General features: G+C 43.3%; 12 protein-coding genes. 2 read left to right on the forward strand and 10 right to left on the reverse strand.

Annotated elements, in window-relative coordinates; translation table 11 throughout:
* Positions 1–429: 429 nt before the first annotated feature.
* The 9 genes from purF to L2729_RS15060 all read right to left on the reverse strand — a co-directional run bounded on the left by purF (position 430) and on the right by L2729_RS15060 (position 11,280).
* Positions 430–1,944: an amidophosphoribosyltransferase gene (gene purF / locus L2729_RS15020; RefSeq protein ID WP_248988999.1), complete on the reverse strand. Its 1,515-nt coding sequence runs from the start codon at positions 1,942–1,944 to the stop codon at positions 430–432.
* A gap of 98 nt (positions 1,945–2,042) precedes the next feature.
* Complete coding sequence (locus tag L2729_RS15025; protein ID WP_101091502.1) at positions 2,043–2,531, reverse strand: CvpA family protein; 489 nt, start codon at positions 2,529–2,531, stop codon at positions 2,043–2,045.
* Positions 2,532–2,646: 115 nt separating this feature from the next.
* Positions 2,647–3,252, reverse strand: a complete 606-nt coding sequence (locus tag L2729_RS15030; RefSeq protein ID WP_248989000.1) for an SPOR domain-containing protein — start codon at positions 3,250–3,252, stop codon at positions 2,647–2,649.
* Positions 3,245–4,525, reverse strand: coding sequence for a bifunctional tetrahydrofolate synthase/dihydrofolate synthase (folC, locus tag L2729_RS15035; RefSeq protein ID WP_248989001.1), 1,281 nt, complete (start codon positions 4,523–4,525; stop codon positions 3,245–3,247). The genes L2729_RS15030 and folC overlap by 8 nt, the downstream gene beginning before the upstream one ends.
* 4 nt (positions 4,526–4,529) lie before the next feature.
* Positions 4,530–5,315, reverse strand: coding sequence for a tRNA pseudouridine(38-40) synthase TruA (gene truA / locus L2729_RS15040; protein ID WP_101091499.1), 786 nt, complete (start codon positions 5,313–5,315; stop codon positions 4,530–4,532).
* Between the two features lie 165 nt (positions 5,316–5,480).
* Positions 5,481–8,381, reverse strand: a complete 2,901-nt coding sequence (locus L2729_RS15045; protein ID WP_248989002.1) for a FimV/HubP family polar landmark protein — start codon at positions 8,379–8,381, stop codon at positions 5,481–5,483.
* A gap of 176 nt (positions 8,382–8,557) precedes the next feature.
* The gene (locus tag L2729_RS15050; RefSeq protein WP_248989003.1) at positions 8,558–9,574 is read right to left on the reverse strand and encodes an aspartate-semialdehyde dehydrogenase; all 1,017 of its coding nucleotides are present in this window, start codon (positions 9,572–9,574) and stop codon (positions 8,558–8,560) included.
* 2 nt (positions 9,575–9,576) lie between these two features.
* Positions 9,577–10,707: a 4-phosphoerythronate dehydrogenase gene (locus tag L2729_RS15055; protein ID WP_248989004.1), complete on the reverse strand. Its 1,131-nt coding sequence runs from the start codon at positions 10,705–10,707 to the stop codon at positions 9,577–9,579.
* A 381-nt stretch (positions 10,708–11,088) separates the two neighbouring features.
* Positions 11,089–11,280, reverse strand: a complete 192-nt coding sequence (locus tag L2729_RS15060; RefSeq protein ID WP_248989005.1) for a DUF6435 family protein — start codon at positions 11,278–11,280, stop codon at positions 11,089–11,091.
* Positions 11,281–11,991: 711 nt separating this feature from the next.
* Between L2729_RS15060 and L2729_RS15065 the strand changes: the two genes are divergently transcribed.
* The gene (locus L2729_RS15065; protein WP_248989006.1) at positions 11,992–13,164 is read left to right on the forward strand and encodes an NAD/NADP octopine/nopaline dehydrogenase family protein; all 1,173 of its coding nucleotides are present in this window, start codon (positions 11,992–11,994) and stop codon (positions 13,162–13,164) included.
* Positions 13,165–14,123: 959 nt separating this feature from the next.
* Here L2729_RS15065 and fabB read toward each other — a convergent pair.
* Positions 14,124–15,335, reverse strand: a complete 1,212-nt coding sequence (gene fabB / locus L2729_RS15070; RefSeq protein ID WP_248989007.1) for a beta-ketoacyl-ACP synthase I — start codon at positions 15,333–15,335, stop codon at positions 14,124–14,126.
* Positions 15,336–15,566: 231 nt separating this feature from the next.
* Here fabB and mnmC1 point away from each other — a divergent pair, with 231 nt between their 5' ends.
* Entirely contained in the window at positions 15,567–17,441 is a 1,875-nt protein-coding gene (gene mnmC1, locus L2729_RS15075) for an FAD-dependent 5-carboxymethylaminomethyl-2-thiouridine(34) oxidoreductase MnmC1 (protein WP_248989008.1), read from the forward strand.
* Positions 17,442–17,485: the final 44 nt, after the last annotated feature.

The following is a 17,485-nucleotide window of genomic DNA, read 5'->3' on the forward strand; positions in this document are numbered from 1 at the left end:
TCAGAGCGCATCAGGCTTTACAATTCAAGGCACATTGCTGAAGCAATCTATTCCCCTTTAAACCAATGCAAAGCTGAGGGGGAATATCTGAGCCGTTCACGAGTGCGGCCGGTGTTTAAAGCAAATTGCAAAGCCCTTTAAGCTTGACTGTGGGCTTTTAGATATACGACTAAATGGTCTATTTTGTTCCATACAAAATAAGACATTCCCCCCTCCTTGGCTGTCAAATTTAGGAGGTCGAGTAAGGCATGGAGCCATTACCGAGGATGCCAGAGCCGAGAATCACGATTAGCTTCAATCTCCCAGTTGCCTACAGGGCTTTGAGTTCCCGCTGAATGGTCAAACTTTTAATGCAACGGGTATAAGTTCTATTTACGCATAAAAAAGCCGAGCTATTGCTCGGCTTTTTTGTCAAAGATCTGGATTAACTTATGGATGGCAAACGTTATGCATCTCTAGGTTAGTACCGACATCTTTGCTGCGATTAGCTTTGGCATCATCGTTACGAAGCTGCGTAATATAATCTAAGTATTCTTGGTTAACGTCATTGGTGACATATTTGCCGTCGAATACCGATGTTTCAAAACGCTTAATGGCGGGGTTTTCTTGACGCACCGCAGCGATCAGATCAGGCAACGACTGGAAAATCATGCCGTCTGCGCCAATTAGCTTAGTGATCTCTTCAACATCACGACCATGAGCAATAAGCTCGTTAGTGGTCGGCATATCGATACCGTAAACATTAGGGAAACGAATTTCTGGTGCCGCAGAAGCAAAGTATACTTTCTTAGCGCCAGCATCGCGTGCCATCTGTATGATCTGCTCAGAAGTTGTACCACGAACGATAGAGTCATCAACCAGCAATACGTTCTTATCTTTGAATTCGGCTTTAATCGCATTTAACTTACGACGAACCGACTTCTTACGCTCTTGTTGCCCAGGCATAATAAAGGTACGACCGATATAACGGTTCTTTACGAAGCCTTGACGATATGGAAGGTCCATATTACGTGCGATTTCTAGTGCAATATCACAAGATGTTTCTGGGATGGGTATAACCACATCAATATCATGATCTTCCCACTCTTTCTTGATCTTCTCGCCCAGCATAGTCCCCATGTTAACGCGGCTGCTATACACAGAAACATTATCAATAGTGGAGTCAGGACGTGCGAAATAGACGAATTCGAAAATACACGGTGCATAGCTTGGAGTATGCGCACATTGGCGGGTAAACAACTCACCTTCTAGGGTAATGTAAACCGCTTCACCTGGCGCTACATCGCGCATAAACTCGAAACCAACCGCATCCAGCGCAACGCTTTCAGAAGCAACCATGTACTCAGTACCGGTTTCAGTTTCATGCTTACCAATCACTAATGGTCGAATGCCAAATGGGTCTCTAAATGCCATTAAGCCTTGGCCGATGACCATAGCGACGACAGCATAAGCACCACGTGTAAGCTCATGTACTTTAGTGATCGCATTGAACACTTCATCAGAAGTGAGATGTTGCGTTGTAGTATGTTGCAACTCATCGGCAATCAAGTTTAATAACACTTCTGAATCAGAAGTCGTATTAACATGACGACGTTGCTTGAGAAGACGATCATGCAGCTCAACCGTATTGGTTAAGTTACCGTTATGCGCTAATGAAATACCAAAAGGTGAGTTAACATAAAATGGCTGAGCTTCAGATGCACTAGAGCTCCCTGCCGTAGGATAACGCACATGACCGATACCTGCATTTCCCTGCAAGCGTTGCATATGCTTTGGCTCAAATACGTCTTTGACCAAACCATTGGCTTTACGCAATCTAAACGCGTAGCCGTCTACGGTCACAATGCCAGCAGCATCCTGTCCACGATGCTGAAGCACAGTCAATGCATCATAAATGGTTTGATTAACCGATGACTGACCAACTATTCCGACAATACCACACATGGGTAAGCTTCCTCATTGTAAGATGTTCTATTATTTAAATATTTTTGCTTTAGTTAAGCTTTAACTTAGCTAAAGGCCAAATAATGCTTTAGTGCATTTTATATTTTAGGTACAAAGCTTGAGGTATTTTCCAGGTAGTCAAAGAACCACTGGATCACAACTCCAAATTCGGGCACAAGCGTTGAGCTCTGCCACCAATCTGCATTGGGCGCTCCGGTAAAAGCATCCAAGAAAAATAGTATTGCGCTTACGATGAGTGCGCCTCGAAGCGCACCAAAACACAAGCCAAGCACTCTATCAGTGCCAGACAAACCGGTCTTTGAGACCAATTGGCCAATTAAATAGTTAACTAATGCACCCAGAATGAGTGTTGAGACAAATAGAATAGCGACTGCGACGCCATTACGAACGAGTTCATCTTGTATCTGAGTAAGATAAGTGGCGAGTTTGAGGTAAAACTGACTGGCGATGAAAAATGCAGAAAACCACACGACGAGAGACATCGCTTCTATTACAAAGCCTCGTACTAAACTGATCAACGTAGACAGTCCAATAACGATTATTATGGCGTAATCAATCCAAACCATTGAAGAGTATATCCGGCATAGGGGTTAAGACGGCGCGATTCTAACAGAGACAGAGTTATTTCACACGCTTTAGGCACGAAATAACTATTTCTCGGATAAGGACAATCACACCTTGTTATTTTTCGACGGGGTTGTACGCCACGATGCGGCCTTTCAACTTCGTCAGTTTTGCAATATTAGACTGCATTGCAACTAATTTATCTTTTGAAATATTCGGCCCTACAAACACTTTGGTCAGCTGACCATCAATGGGTTTTGTCGGCAAGGTATAAGCGGTAAATCCCTTGCTACGTAAGCGTTTGACTAACGCTTGTACATTCGCGGCATTGTTAAAGCTGCCCAGCTGAATAGTCCATGCACTGGCGTTAGGCGCCGCCACTGTTTTGCTCGCGGTGGGCGTCGTGGTTACCACTTTAGTAACGGTTTTTTTAATCTCTGTTTTAGGCTCAACGGCAACCGCTATTTGATCTTGTTTTTGTGCTGGCTCAATTTGCCAGCTGTCATCACCATTTGAAGTTGCTGGCACTTCATTATTGAGTTCTAACGTTCCAATGGTTTGCTGCGGTAACGTTGCGTCTTCGACCTTTGGTCGTAACGGGATCTCGGCAAACTGTTCTTCTTGACGCTGTTTTTTACCATCAAGAATATCGGGTAAAAAAATGACTCCTAACGCGACAATAACAATCACACCTACTAGACGATTTTGAAAATGACTAGACAAAACGCTCTCCCTTTAGTAACTCTTTAAAATCGGCCACGGTGTAAAATGAGCCGAACACAATAACCATATCGTCGGCTTTAGCATCTTGTTTAACAGCATCCCAGGCCGCGCTCATATTCGTAAAGCAACTCGCTTGACTCTCGGCGGGTAATAACGCTTTTAACGCCAACGCCGTTGAGCCACGTGCAACATCTAAATCAATAAGATACCAATGCGTTATGTCTAATGACAACTCAGCCAGTACTGCTGAAGCATCTTTATCCTTTAACATGCCACAAATAGCAAATAAGCGCTGCTTATTGATTTTTTTTAATCGAGAACGTAGATACCTTGCGGCATGGGGATTGTGTGCCACATCAACCATGACAGATGGCTTATCACAGACATGCTCTAAACGCCCAGCAAGCTGAGTATTGCCGACAGCATCCGCAATACAAGTTTTATCGATTTCAGGACATAAATGTTCTAGCACCGCAATAGCCGTTGCTGCATTGGGTTGCGGTAACGTTGGCAATGGCAAGGAACTCAATTCGAAAAGTTGACCGCTATAATGCCAATCTGATTCATCACACTCATAACTAAACTCATGACCAACGCGGTACAAGTCGGCCGAAATGCTTTGTGCATAATCAATCAGGGTTGACGGGCAATCTGGCTCGCCCACAATTGCAGGTCGCCCCGCTCTAAATATACCTGCTTTTTCGGCTGCGACTAATGAGCGCGTGTCACCTAAATACTCTTGATGGTCAAGGTCTATCGAGGTGACAACACTAATATCGGCGTCGATAATGTTAGTCGCATCCAGTCGTCCGCCTAAGCCCACTTCGAGTAAAATAACATCGAGATGTTCACGCTTAAACAGCACCAGTCCTGCGAGTGTTGCGTATTCAAAGAAACTTAACGAAATTTCAGCACGAGCGGCTTCGATAGCTTCAAATGCACTAACAAGTGCTTCATCTGCTGCGTCGATGCCATTGATCCGAACTCGCTCATTGTATTTGAGTAAATGGGGGGAGCTGTATACCCCTACCGTTTTACCCGTCTGCTGCAACGCCGCTTCGATCATGGCACAGGTCGTCCCCTTACCATTAGTACCCGCAACCGTGACGACTTTTGTCATCCCAAGCTCAGTGAGTTCTAAACGATTAGCAACCTCAGATACCCGCTCAAGGCCCATATCAATCTCAATTGGATGGATCGCCAACAGATAATCGAGCCAAATGTTCAATGGGGCTTGTGCTTTTGGGGCGCTCGGCTTAATGGATTCAATCACGGTGTTAGTCCAACATAAATAACGGGCCCAGGGCCAACTTAGGCAATTCAAATTGGTCTGGATAGGTAACATCAACCAAATACAAACCATTGGGTTTTGCAGTGGCTGCTGCTTTGGATCTGTCTTTCAATGCGAGCAAGGTATTAACCCATTCAGCTTGCTGCTTACCTTTTCCAATCTCAAGCAAGGTGCCAACAATATTACGTACCATGTGATGTAAGAAGGCATTGGCTTTGATATCAACACAGATATACATACCTTGGCGAGTCACATTCACTTCATGTACTTTGCGAAATGGTGTTTTTGACTGGCATTGAAGTGCTCTAAAACTAGTAAAGTCATGTTCACCGACAAATAGCTGTGCCGCTTGGTGCATCTTGTTCTCATCAATTTCGCCACGGTAATGGCTAACGCCACTTCTTAAAATGCCCGGACGTAATTGATGATTATAAATCATATAGCGGTAGCGTCTTGCCGTCGCCGAAAAACGAGCATGGAACTCGTCATCCACGACTTTGACCCAACGCACTGCGACATTATCAGGTAAGTTAACATTTACCCCTAATGTCCAAGCGGTATCTTTGCGGATGGCATTCGTTTCAAAATGCACCACTTGGCCAGTTGCATGCACGCCAGTATCCGTTCTTCCCGCACATTGGACCGTAATAGGTTCATTCGCAACAATAGAGAGCGCTTTCTCTAACTGGGCTTGCACAGAGTCGACATCGAGTTGGCGTTGCCACCCGAAATACTGACTACCATCATACTCTATACCTAACGCAACCCGCATCACACACCTCTTAACTCGGTTCAACTATGTTTGAACGACAATGCCAAAAAGATTAATCGACAGTATCGCTAAACGAAATCATTTAATAGGCGGCGATTCTAGCATACCAGTGCCAAACGATAAGCATAAAAAAGGCGCCTTAAGCGCCGTTTTCAACTGATTATTTTACACTAACTCATTTATCAATCCTGCCGCTTCTTCTTGCTGCCTTTCATTGCCATCGAGTTCAACCTCTTTAAGCAACGCATGAGCGCTGTCATTATCATCTATTTCAATATAAGCACGCGCTAAGTCGAGTTTGGCATTGATTGAGTTTTCCGCATCATCAACGTCCACCATCGCAATATTGCCCATAAACGAATCAAGCTCGCCCATGTCGACGTCTAACTCTTTATAAAGATCCGTTTCAACACTGTCTTCGTCTGCTTCATTGAGTAATCGATCGATATCAATAAAGCCGTTATCTTTTTGGAAAGACGTTAAGTCATGCTCTGGAATATGACTCGCAGAAACACTTCCTTCATTAGCATCAAGTGCGGCCAATGCTTGGTCAACGGTTAGCTTGCTATCATCTTCGATGATAAACGAGTTAATGTCCTCTTCGTCTTCACCCTCAACAGCTGATGCCCCGGTTGCAGCAAGTGCACTGAGTAGTTCATCATCGGTTAGTGTCGAATTGCTTAACTCAGTGGATGCTCCATCCCAATCAAGTGCTGCAGGTTCGGCTTTTTTGGTGCCTTTAAGATCATCAAAGAAACCACTGTCTTTTTCAACTTTTACACTTGGCTCTATCGGTGTAGAACTAAATTCAAGCATGTTGTCTGCAGCTTGTGGCAGTTCATCTGCATCTATCTTTAGATCGATACTTACGTCGACGTCAGTTGCCACATCGCTTTTGAATTCAGGAAGCTCAGTCGTATCTAGCGCAGAGGTATCAAAATCCAAGCTGAAATCAACATCGGTAGCCTCCGTCAGTGTGCTCTTGTTCTCTTCGCTGCTATGTAACTCACTAAGAACATTATCTGCAGATGTTGCTGACAAATTAAACTCTGCCAATAAGCTATCAAGTTCACCCTCTTCAACGGGTTGCTCTGGCACTTCTGTCGCTAACTCTGCAGCGATATCATCAACTAATGCTTTCGACTCTTGCGGGAGTTGAATTGCATGTTCATCAACCGGGGCGTCGAGATCGGCGAGTAACGCATCCAGTTCATTATCTAAGTCCGCTTCATTCACGCTGATATCATCGACACCAAGGTCAAGCTCGGCGGCAATTTCTAAAGGCAGTTCAAGCTCAGCAGCGATTTCGTCAGACAATGCATCAATATCGCTATCATTGGCCAATGTATCTTGCTCATCAGCTGTGATATCAAACTCTGCAAGCAGTGAGTCTAAATCATCGTTAGGAGTAACGTCTTCCTTTATCGCTGGGCTGTTGGCCGCCAGAAGCAAGTCTAGTTCATCGAGTTCTGGTTCGCGGTTAAGCGCTTCATTGGTACTATCTTCATCAAATCCCGCTAACAGTGCATCGAGAGCGTCTTCATCAGCGATTGATTCATTTGTGGTATCTTCATCAAATCCCGCTAGCAATGCATCGAGAGCGTCTTCATCAGCGATTGATTCACTTTTAGGTTCTTCATCAAAGCCCGCTAGCAATGCATCAGGATCGTCTTCAGCTGTGATTGATTCACTTTTAGGTTCTTCATTAAAACCAGCAAGTAGCGCATCAAGATCATCTTCTTTTGCTACAGCATCAGTGTTAGATTCTTCATCAAAACCTGCTAACAATGCATCGAGGTCATCTTCATCAGCGATTGATTCATTTGTAGTATCTTCATCAAAACCCGCTAACAAGGCATCGAGGTCATCTTCGTTTTCTGCAGAGGGCTGCTCTAGTGAATCAAAGGCTTCAACTTCGCCATCTTGCTCACCCATCGCCTCCGCCCACAAATCATCTAACGACTGCCCTTCATCTGCCGCCTCTTCAACCACAAATTCAGCTGAGTCGTTCGACTTTGGCAGCTCAATCACATCCATTGAGTCAACTGAGCTTTCAGCCTGCTCTGAATCTAAATGTATTGCTAAACTATCATCGGTATCAGACGCTTCATCGCTCGCAGCACTCTCAGTCAATACCTCAGCTTCACTGGTTTCTGGATTAGCTTCCAAGGGGGTGTCACTGTCATTACGGCGACGGATAAACATCCAGAAAAGCCCGAGCATAAGAAGCGCTGGAACCACTGCACCGAAGATCAGCAACAAGGGGTTATCCATCAAAGAGCGCCAAAGTGTTGATGTTGGTTGCTCTTTTTCTTGACTCAGTAAATCAATCTTTTCTTGCTTAGCAGTAACGTCACTCTTAAGCGCGTCATTTTCTAAATTTTTATCTTGCAACGCCTGCTTTAGCAGTGCGTTTTCTGCTTTCAGCTCTGAGATCTTTTCCTGAAAGGATTCAGTATCAGTCGAGCTGATGGTAATTTCATCTGTAGCCCGAGCCAATTCATCTGTCAGTGCTAAATTAAGCGCTTCTGCTTGCTCAAGTTTATCGCTGAGCGATTTAATTTCAGTGGGTGTTTCACTTGCTTTGATAACAGTTTTAACTGTGGGTTTGACGACGGGGTTAACCCGTTGCTTAACGATGCTCTCGGCGGGTTTCGCTTTTGTTGGCGCCGTTGACGACCAACCACGATCGTTATATTCAGCACGTTTTTTAGCATCTGTTGTTGATACCTGCTGCATGACGTTTTTTGACGGCACCAGTAAGATCATTCCGCGTTCTAAGCTATTATAATTCTTTCCGCTAAAGGCGTGAGGGTTAGCATCGAATAGTGCCGACATCACTTGATAAACCGTTACGCTATTATCTGGTTTTACCGCCTGAGCGATACTCCAAAAGGTATCAGATGATGTGGTAGGACCATATTGTCGCTTGACCGACTGAACTTGGCCTTCAGGACCGGTGATCTTTAAAGATTCTGCAACGGCAAGATTAATCGAAGGGCCAACAGTTAAGACAGTTAAAACGACGGCAAAAATGCCAACAAGATGTGAAGTGCGAAAATTCATCAATCCTTCCCTTTGAAGCATAGGAGCCACTGTTTAGTGACAAGCTTTAGGCAATTGTATTTATTGAGATTACTATAAACTAGATTAAGTTGCCCTGCTACTGTTCACAACTCTAAAACATAAAAAGCCCGCATAGTGCGGGCTTTTTAAACAATTATGCTCAATGCAGGATCAGATTAATAATAATCTCTGATAAGCACTTCTGCAATTTGTACGCTATTTAAGGCAGCGCCTTTACGAATATTATCAGAGACAACCCAAAGGTTTATGCCATTGTCGTGAGAAATATCTTTTCTGACTCGACCAACATAAACAGGATCTGAGCCCGTGCCATCGGTGACTGCAGTCGGATAATCTTCATCAGACTCAAACAGTTCAACGCCAGGAGCACCGCGCAACACTTCTTTAACCTCTTCAGCATCGACAGGTTGTAGTGTTTCGAGATGGATAGCTTCTGAGTGACCGTAAAATACTGGTACACGCACTGCTGTTGGGTTCACTACGATATTTTCATCACCGAAGATCTTTTGCGTTTCCCACACCATTTTCATCTCTTCTTTGGTGTAGCCATTGTCCATAAACTTATCAATTTGTGGCAATACGTTAAACGCAATTTGCTTTGAATAGGTTTTCGGTTCAACAGGCAGACCTTGCAGTAACTTAGAACACTGCGTCGCTAGCTCTTCTACTGACTTTTTACCTGAACCTGATACAGATTGATATGTCGCGACATTAATACGCGAGATCCCGAAAGCATCATGGATCGGTTTAAGTGCAACCAACATTTGAATGGTTGAACAGTTAGGATTCGCAATAATATTGCGATTTCTAAAGTCGGCAATCGCTTCTGGGTTAACTTCAGGGATAACAAGTGGCACATCAATGTCATATCTAAAGTGCGATGTGTTATCGATAACAACACAGCCTTGCTCTGCAGCAATTGGCGCCCACTTTTCAGACACATCACCACCCGCCGAGAAGAAACCGATCTGAGCTTTCGACCAGTCAAAGGTATCCACGTCCAAAATCTCGACCTGTTTACCATGGAAGCTGACCGTATTACCGGCGCTGCGACTGCTGGCTAGAGGGTACAACTTTGCAACCGGAAAATTACGCTCTTCGAGGATCTCAATGATAACTTGACCCACTGCGCCCGATGCACCTAATACGACAACATTATATTCCTGCGACATAATTACAGCCCGACTCCTGAAAACCCTAAATTGGATAACCAATTTACATTAGTTTGCCCCATATTGCCTACCTTTAATGCGCTAAATTCACGTCTATGCTTGTGATTTTTTCTCATATGATCAAACCCCTGGTTATTAAGAAAGTTTTTTCTGAATAACTCATCATCATCGCGCAAATCATATACAAATCTCGCCAGCTGTAATAGCGCTCTTTCGGTAGCGATGTCAGTCACTGTCACTTGTTCACTCCACAACGCGGGTAACAAGGCGTCCATCTTATTTTCACCCGCAATGTTCAGTATCTTAGCCAACTGCTGATACAGCATGTAAGTCCCACGCGCTTTGCCCTCTAATGAGTAACCGGCAATGTGCGGGGTACAAAATTCGATATAAGGCACCAGTTCAGGCAAAGGATGAGGTTCACCTTCCCACACATCAAGTACAACTTTTATGTCATCTCGTTGCTGTTTAAACTTAAGTAATGCACGATTATCAATTACCTCCCCGCGACAGCAGTTAAGCAGCCAAGTGTTTTCACGCAAACGATTTAAACGAGCCTCATCGAATAGATACCATGTTTTATGTTCACCCGTTTTAGTAATGGGCGCATGTAAACTAATCACATCGCATTTATCAATGAGGAAGTTCAAAGAAACAAAACTACGAGGATCGCCTTTTGCTTCGAGTACAGGATCACAAAGCAAGACTTCAATTCCATAAGCTGCTAGACATTTGGCAACGGCAGTACCGGTATTCCCTGCGCCAACAATCCCCACCACTTTGCCTTTTAAAGGACTTTTAAAGCGCTGGGCAAGTTCTAACATGGCGATAAAGGCAAACTCACCAACGGCAGTCGCATTGCAGCCAGGAGCATTGGAGAAAGGAATGTTACGGCTGGCAAGGTAGTCTAAATCAATATGGTCAGTGCCAATTGTTGCGCTACCGACAAACTTAAGTTGGTTATTTCCTGCGAGTAATGCTTGGTTCACTTGAGTAACCGAACGCACCAGCAATATATCCACGTCATTAACTTGCTCTGCAGTTAACTCTCGGCCATTAACGGTTTCTATGGTGCCTAAATGGCCAAATAGTTGTTGAACATAAGGCATGTTTTCATCGGCAAGGATCTTCATTATGGTTCCTAAACGTATGCTGAATCCGTAAGGAGTGCATTCTAGCAAGATGGTTGCAACTTGAATATCGAGCCGAAGGTATTTTCAGACATGTTTTACCAAAACCCTTGATTGACGGGTTTAGCTTACTCCCGATAGTCTCTCTGAGCGCAGCTACGCTGAGAATCTTGATACAGAAACTTATAAGCATTACCCGACAAGGTGACAAGACTGTTGGGCCATTAATCATAGGTACCTATCTCTTTAGCCTCGCTAAGGGTAAAAATACCAAAGCCGAAGGGGTAAAGAACATCGACTCTGAATTTTCTATCTTAACGTTGTATTGAAATATAGATGATGGCGAAATGAAATAGGACATATAAATATATGACAACCTACAGTTTACTCATTGTTTAACTGCTGTTTGTCCCTTTCTATTAGTGATAGCTGTTTGTCTATTTGATCAGCTTCATAACTTAGTTGAGAATAACTTTTTATGTCTCCATTTCTTTGAGCATGCATAGCTTGTTCAAGTTTTATAGAGAGAAGTTTATTCAGTTTTTTTGTTGGATTTGATTTAAATATAGAAAACATTTACGTGTCTCAATCAGGTCTGTTAGTTCCCTATACGACTAAATTCCACTATTCGATTACTTATCTTGCGAATTACCCCTTAGCAAGATGCCTACGCCAGTAAATTAGTCGTGACTTGTTCAGAGTTTCGCTTGTTGACTGATTGGATGATTGGATGATTAATTGGTTCAATATCCCTTAGCCACTCCGGATATCGTTTGCACAGTCTAAAGTTTTAGTGAAACAATCGTGCTATATGAAATCAAATTTGGATAGCACGGTAAAATATGCTGTGAACCTATATTACTTGGGATTTAACTTACTGCATATCTTTACATTCCATTCACGAGTGACTCGAGAGCGGTAACATAAAGTCAAAAAGTCAGATTCAACACTTACCATCTTCCTTTACAATATTTAAACCTCCAAAAACATCTTCCAACGACTTATCTTGCTAACACAACTCAAAAAACAGACAACTATCCTGACAGCGTGGCTGTTAATATAAGCTATAATATCCCCCGTAAAATCAACACCAACAACTCAATCGTTCAAATTAGTTGGTCAGCTTGATGACCATACTCATTAACTTAATTAGTATCTTAGAAGATTGATACATCCACATCTCCATGTTTACACATCTCCATGCTTTCATATTTCCAAGGGCTTATATTTTCAAGAGGCTTAAATTTAATAACATCTTGAATAAAAACATAAAGACAAAGGAATAAAATGAAAATCACCATAGTTGGAGCAGGCAATGCAGGTTCTGCTTGTGCGTTTATGGCTGCTGAGGCAGGACATAAAGTAACACTACTGAAAACTTCGAATCGTATTACTCATGATGACCATTTTGAAGCAATGGTCAAAAACAAGGGCATATACTGTATCGATAACACCAAAAATGGCCATTTTACCGATAGCGCTGATGATGCCGAAAAAACTTTTCAACCACTGGAATTGATTACTCGAGATCCCAAAGAAGCGATTAACGGAGCTGATGTGGTAATGGTTTTTATTCAAACCACATACCATCCAGCTTTAGCAGAAAGAATCGCAAAGTATTTTCAGGATGATCAGCTTGTTATCTTAATACCTGGATACGCTGGTAGTATCTTTTATAAAAAATATTGCACCAATAATCCCATCTTTGCCGAAGGAGAATCGACTCCTAACGATGCGAGAATTGTTGCACCTGGTACAGTGAAAGTCTTATTCAAAAATGCTAGAAACGCACTATCGTTTTTCCCCGCCACAAGAACAGCTGAAGGCATGGCCATAGCATCGCGCTTATTCCCAGCCTACGACATTGAAATGAACAGCGTTCGAAAGCATATATTTGAATCAGCACTGCATAATCCCAATATCATTGTTCACACAATAGGCCTGTATGTGATGTATCCAATGCTTGAGTATTGTGCAAAACATCATCCTGATGAAGTGCCCTATATGTACCGGGATGCGCTTTCAACTGAAATGGCATGGTTGATGATTGACAAATTAGACGCTGAAAAAATGGCCGTGTTAACAGCTTTAGGCTGTGAACCTATTCCCTATCTAAAAGCCTGTTTATTTAGGAATGAAGAAGATCTTAACCAGAATCCTAAAGCCGTTTTTGAAAGCTATAAAATTTCATCGCCTCCTGGGCCGTATAGTTTCGATAACCGCTACGTAACTGAAGATGTGCCTATGGGGCTCGTTTTATTATCTTCATTAGGTGACAAATTAGGCATTAACATGCCTGAATGTAACCGTTTGATTGAGATGTGTGGCGGGATCTTAACAAGAGACTTTTTTGCAGAAGGCAGAACATTAGCATCACTCGGGCTTGATGAACTATCAAAAGAGGATCTGTTAAACTTTGTCATTGGAAACGTGCTGCCAACCAAAAAACTCATCGCGTAATGACCAAGAGTGAAGTGTCATCAACACCTATGTATCTTCACTCTGTGCCACTAATCCAAAGCATACTTTGGATTAGTGGCAGGTTTCAATATGGCGTCGCCGTAAAGGAGTCAGCACCACTTGTCATATTGGGGCTGCTGATCTTTCGAGCTTAGTTTTTGTTCCACTCTTTCCCGTAAAGAATAATGCTTTTAGTACAAAGCTTGAGCGATGATGCTTAGCTGGCTAAGCGAAAAGCGCGTAACGTATTCTAGTCATAAAAGACTAAAAGCATTGAAACGTACCCTAAGGGCCGCGCTTCTTGGCTATTTTACGGTGTTGTAGGCTATTTGTGGAGAATGACTAAACGACATAGTCTCCGCCTTGTTAAAATAACCAATAAACTGCGGAAAAAACAACCGTGAAAGATCAGCAGCCCCTAGCCTCCGACTGACAATCTTAACTTATTTGGCTGCATTTGCAGCCAAATTCAATCTATTCACACCCTGCTAATACCAGTTATCAACGCATCAATCCAATGGCATGGCTATTACTACGTTCTGTTCCCTTAGAGACCATGGTCTTTACTTTGACTCTTCCAGACCGAATAAACTCTTCGAAAATAGCCGCATAAAGGAGTTTACAGCGCACTGAGATTTACCATCTTACTGGTTTCTAAATGTCGAGCCTCTTAATATGAGCAATTCAATATCAACAACGGCGTAGTGGTAGATTATTGAGGGCGTCAATCAAGCATTCATCCCATCTGCACTGTTGACTCATAGCTCGAATCCTTGATGCATTGGACACTATACTGGCTGTTAGGCTTACGCAGTTTATGGATAGGCGACGAGGACAACGTGTTAGCGAGTCCAATGAGATTGGACACTGCAATAATGAACGATTGCTCCTTGAGTTTCATAAAAGTCGGATACAAAAAAAGGAAGCCGAAGCTTCCTTTTTAGATGACAACCATTGGCTTACTTATACTTGCGCATAACCAAAGTTGCGTTTGTACCACCAAAACCAAAGCTATTACTCATCACAGTGTTCAGCTCAGCTTCACGGTATTCAGTCACTACTGGCATACCGGCTGCTTTTTCGTCTAGGGTATCGATATTGATGCTTGGTGCAATAAAGCCTTCTTCCATCATGATCATACTGTAGATAGCTTCATGAGCGCCCGCTGCACCGAGTGCATGACCAGTCAAAGACTTAGTTGATGCAATTGGAGGTAAATCTTCACCAAACGTTTCACGTAATGCTTCAAGCTCACGCATATCACCAACAGGCGTTGAAGTGCCGTGTGTGTTGATATAATCGATTGGGGTATCAACATCAGCTAGAGCCATCTGCATACAACGTACAGCGCCCTCACCTGATGGAGCCACCATGTCATAACCATCTGATGATGCGCCATAACCTATAATTTCTGCGTATATTTTTGCACCACGTGCAAGCGCATGTTCTAGCTCTTCAACGACAACGATTCCGCCGCCACCAGAGATAACAAAACCATCGCGGTCTGCATCATATGTGCGTGACGCTTTCTCAGGTGTATCATTGTACTTAGTTGACAATGCACCCATCGCGTCGAAGCCCATTGTGAGCGTCCAATCGACCTCTTCTGAGCCACCAGCAAACACCATGTCTTGCTTACCCATTTGGATAAGTTCAGCCGCATGGCCAATACAGTGTGCGCTAGTTGCACAAGCAGAACTAATTGAATAGTTCATGCCTTTAATTTTAAATGGTGTTGCAAGACAAGCACTTGCTGTGCTCGACATGATGCGCGGCACAATATAAGGCCCAACGCGCTTCACACCTTTTTCTCGCAAAATATCAGCTGCTTGTACTTGGTTGGCTGAAGATGCTCCACCCGTACCCGCAATAATACCGACCCGAGGATCTGAATATTGTTCTTCAGTTAAACCCGCATCTTCAATCGCTTCTGCCATTGCAATATAAGCGTATGCCGCGGCATTGCCCATAAAACGAAGTGCTTTACGATCAATGTGCTCTTTAGGATCTAACTTGATATCGCCCCAAACATGGCTGCGCAGCTTCATTTCTTCAAACTGATCGGAGTGAGTAATACCACTACGACCCGCTTTCAATGATTCAGTGACTTCTTGCTTGTTATTACCGATGCTTGAGACAACGCCAAGTCCGGTGATCACGACTCTTTTCATTATTAATGATCCATTCTATACAGGTAGTACCCATTTTGCTGAGCCAATGGTAGCGCTTTTATTCCATTTAAGTGGTCAGCTTTCCATAAAGAACACAAAAATAATGCCTAATATGGGATATTGAGTAAAATCCTTGCCTAAATTGTAGGATTAAAATGTACAATTTAACCCAAGTTCAGCAAACCCTACCCTGTTTTTATGAGGGTTTAATTTAACATTAAAGACGTAATCATGACAGTGAGTAAAATTATTCAGTCTATCTTAGCCATTAAAAACACTAAAGACACCGTCATAGCCATACTCGGATTAGACTCAGTAAGCACAATAACGGACCTCATTGAGTATCAATCTGTATCAAAATCCAGGCTAACAGTTAAAATATTTTGCGCTATTGATGAGCATATTGAACAACTATTTGCATCAAAAGCATGTAGAGATATGTTGCAGACTCGTCCCCAAACTCAGCTTGTGGCTATCGAAGGTTGTCAGCGTGTCAAATTAAACCAAGGTGCCCTAATCATTGATTTTCATCTTGGTCATTATGAACAGCAATTACGTCAGATCCCCGTCAACAGCACACATTTAATAGCGCATTGGATTTGCGCCGCCGCAATCAATTTACATTGCATTGAAGAGACCCTCTTCTGGCAAATGGCCAAACACAGTAATGATAGCTGCGATTGCTTAATCTCAGATGAGCTCCCAGTCGATATTCAGCAAAAACTATGCAAACTGAGTCAATTGGTCGGCTTTAGCGGTTTAAATTCAAGCAACACAGATAATGTGCCTCTGATGGAGCGCCAAGCGCTTAGAGCACAGCAATTAAGTCAGCAAGCCCCCTATCCTATTCATGCAGCAAATAGCGCTGATGAAATAGCTGTCATTGGTGGCGGCATTGCCTGTGCTAGCTTAGTGTTGTCACTCGCTGAGCGTCATCAAAAAATGACGGTGTTTTGTGAAGATAGTGATCTCGCCCTAGCGGCATCAGGCAACAGACAAGGGGCTATATATCCACTCCTTACACCCGATAACAATACTTTAAGTCAGTATTTTCAACAGGCCTATCTTTTTAGCTTGCATCGATTAACTTCACTCGCCAATCAAAATCATGCAATCGACTTTGACCTTTGTGGTGTGTTACACACAGGTCATGATGAGCGCAGCAGAAAACGAGTACAAAAAATTATTAACGGTCACCATTGGTGCGCTGATATTGCACACGCCGTTACGCCACTGCAATCGAGTGAGCTGGCGGGCGTAGACATTGACGAAGCAGGAATATTCTATCCATTAGGCGGTTGGGTTGCACCGCAAGACCTCGCCAAAGCGTCCTTCAACCAAGCACGTCGATTATCAGATGTGTCCATACACTTAAATAGCCAAATAACCGCGCTAGAAAAGAGCGATGCGGGCTGGTTTTTAGTCCGTGACCAACAACGTTTAGGCCCTTATAAAACAGTCGTCGTCGCCAATGGCAAGTCACTCACACAGTTTGAGCAAACTAAGCATCTACAAGTTACTGGGTTTAGAGGTCAAGTCAGTCATGCGCCAACGAGAGCGAAATTATCTAAGCTAAGCACTGTTTTGTGCGCTAATGGCTATATGACACCAATGAATAATGCACTGCATTGTTTAGGTGCGAGTTATGTCAAGGATGCTCCCAACTTAGATTATAGTCCGCAAGAGCAAGTCGATAACCTCCACAAAATCCAAGAGAGCTATCTAGGTAAAGACTGGAATCGTGACATAGATATATCCAAACACAGTGCCAGAGTCGGCGTACGGATGGTGACTCGCGATCACGCGCCGATGATGGGACCCGTTCCCGATTTAGAGGCCATTATGGCGCTCTACGATAAACATCAGCTCACACCCGAAAGCAAAAAGTTCTGGCAAAGTAAGGCCGGCCCCGTTCATAACGGACTCTATTTACTAGGAGGGTTAGGTTCTCGGGGATTAAGTTCAGGTCTTTTGGCTGCTGAAGCGCTTGCGTCTCAAATTTGTGGCGAAGCCATGCCGATAAGCACAGACTTTATCGCGCTATTAAACCCAAACAGAATGTGGATGCGCAAACTGCTAAAAGGCAAAGCATTAGACATTAGCTAAATGATTAAATTAACAATTTGATAGTGATCTAAGAAGAGGCGGCA

The organism is Shewanella gelidimarina (assembly GCF_023283945.1).
In the GTDB taxonomy this organism is placed as follows: Bacteria; Pseudomonadota; Gammaproteobacteria; order Enterobacterales; family Shewanellaceae; genus Shewanella; species Shewanella gelidimarina.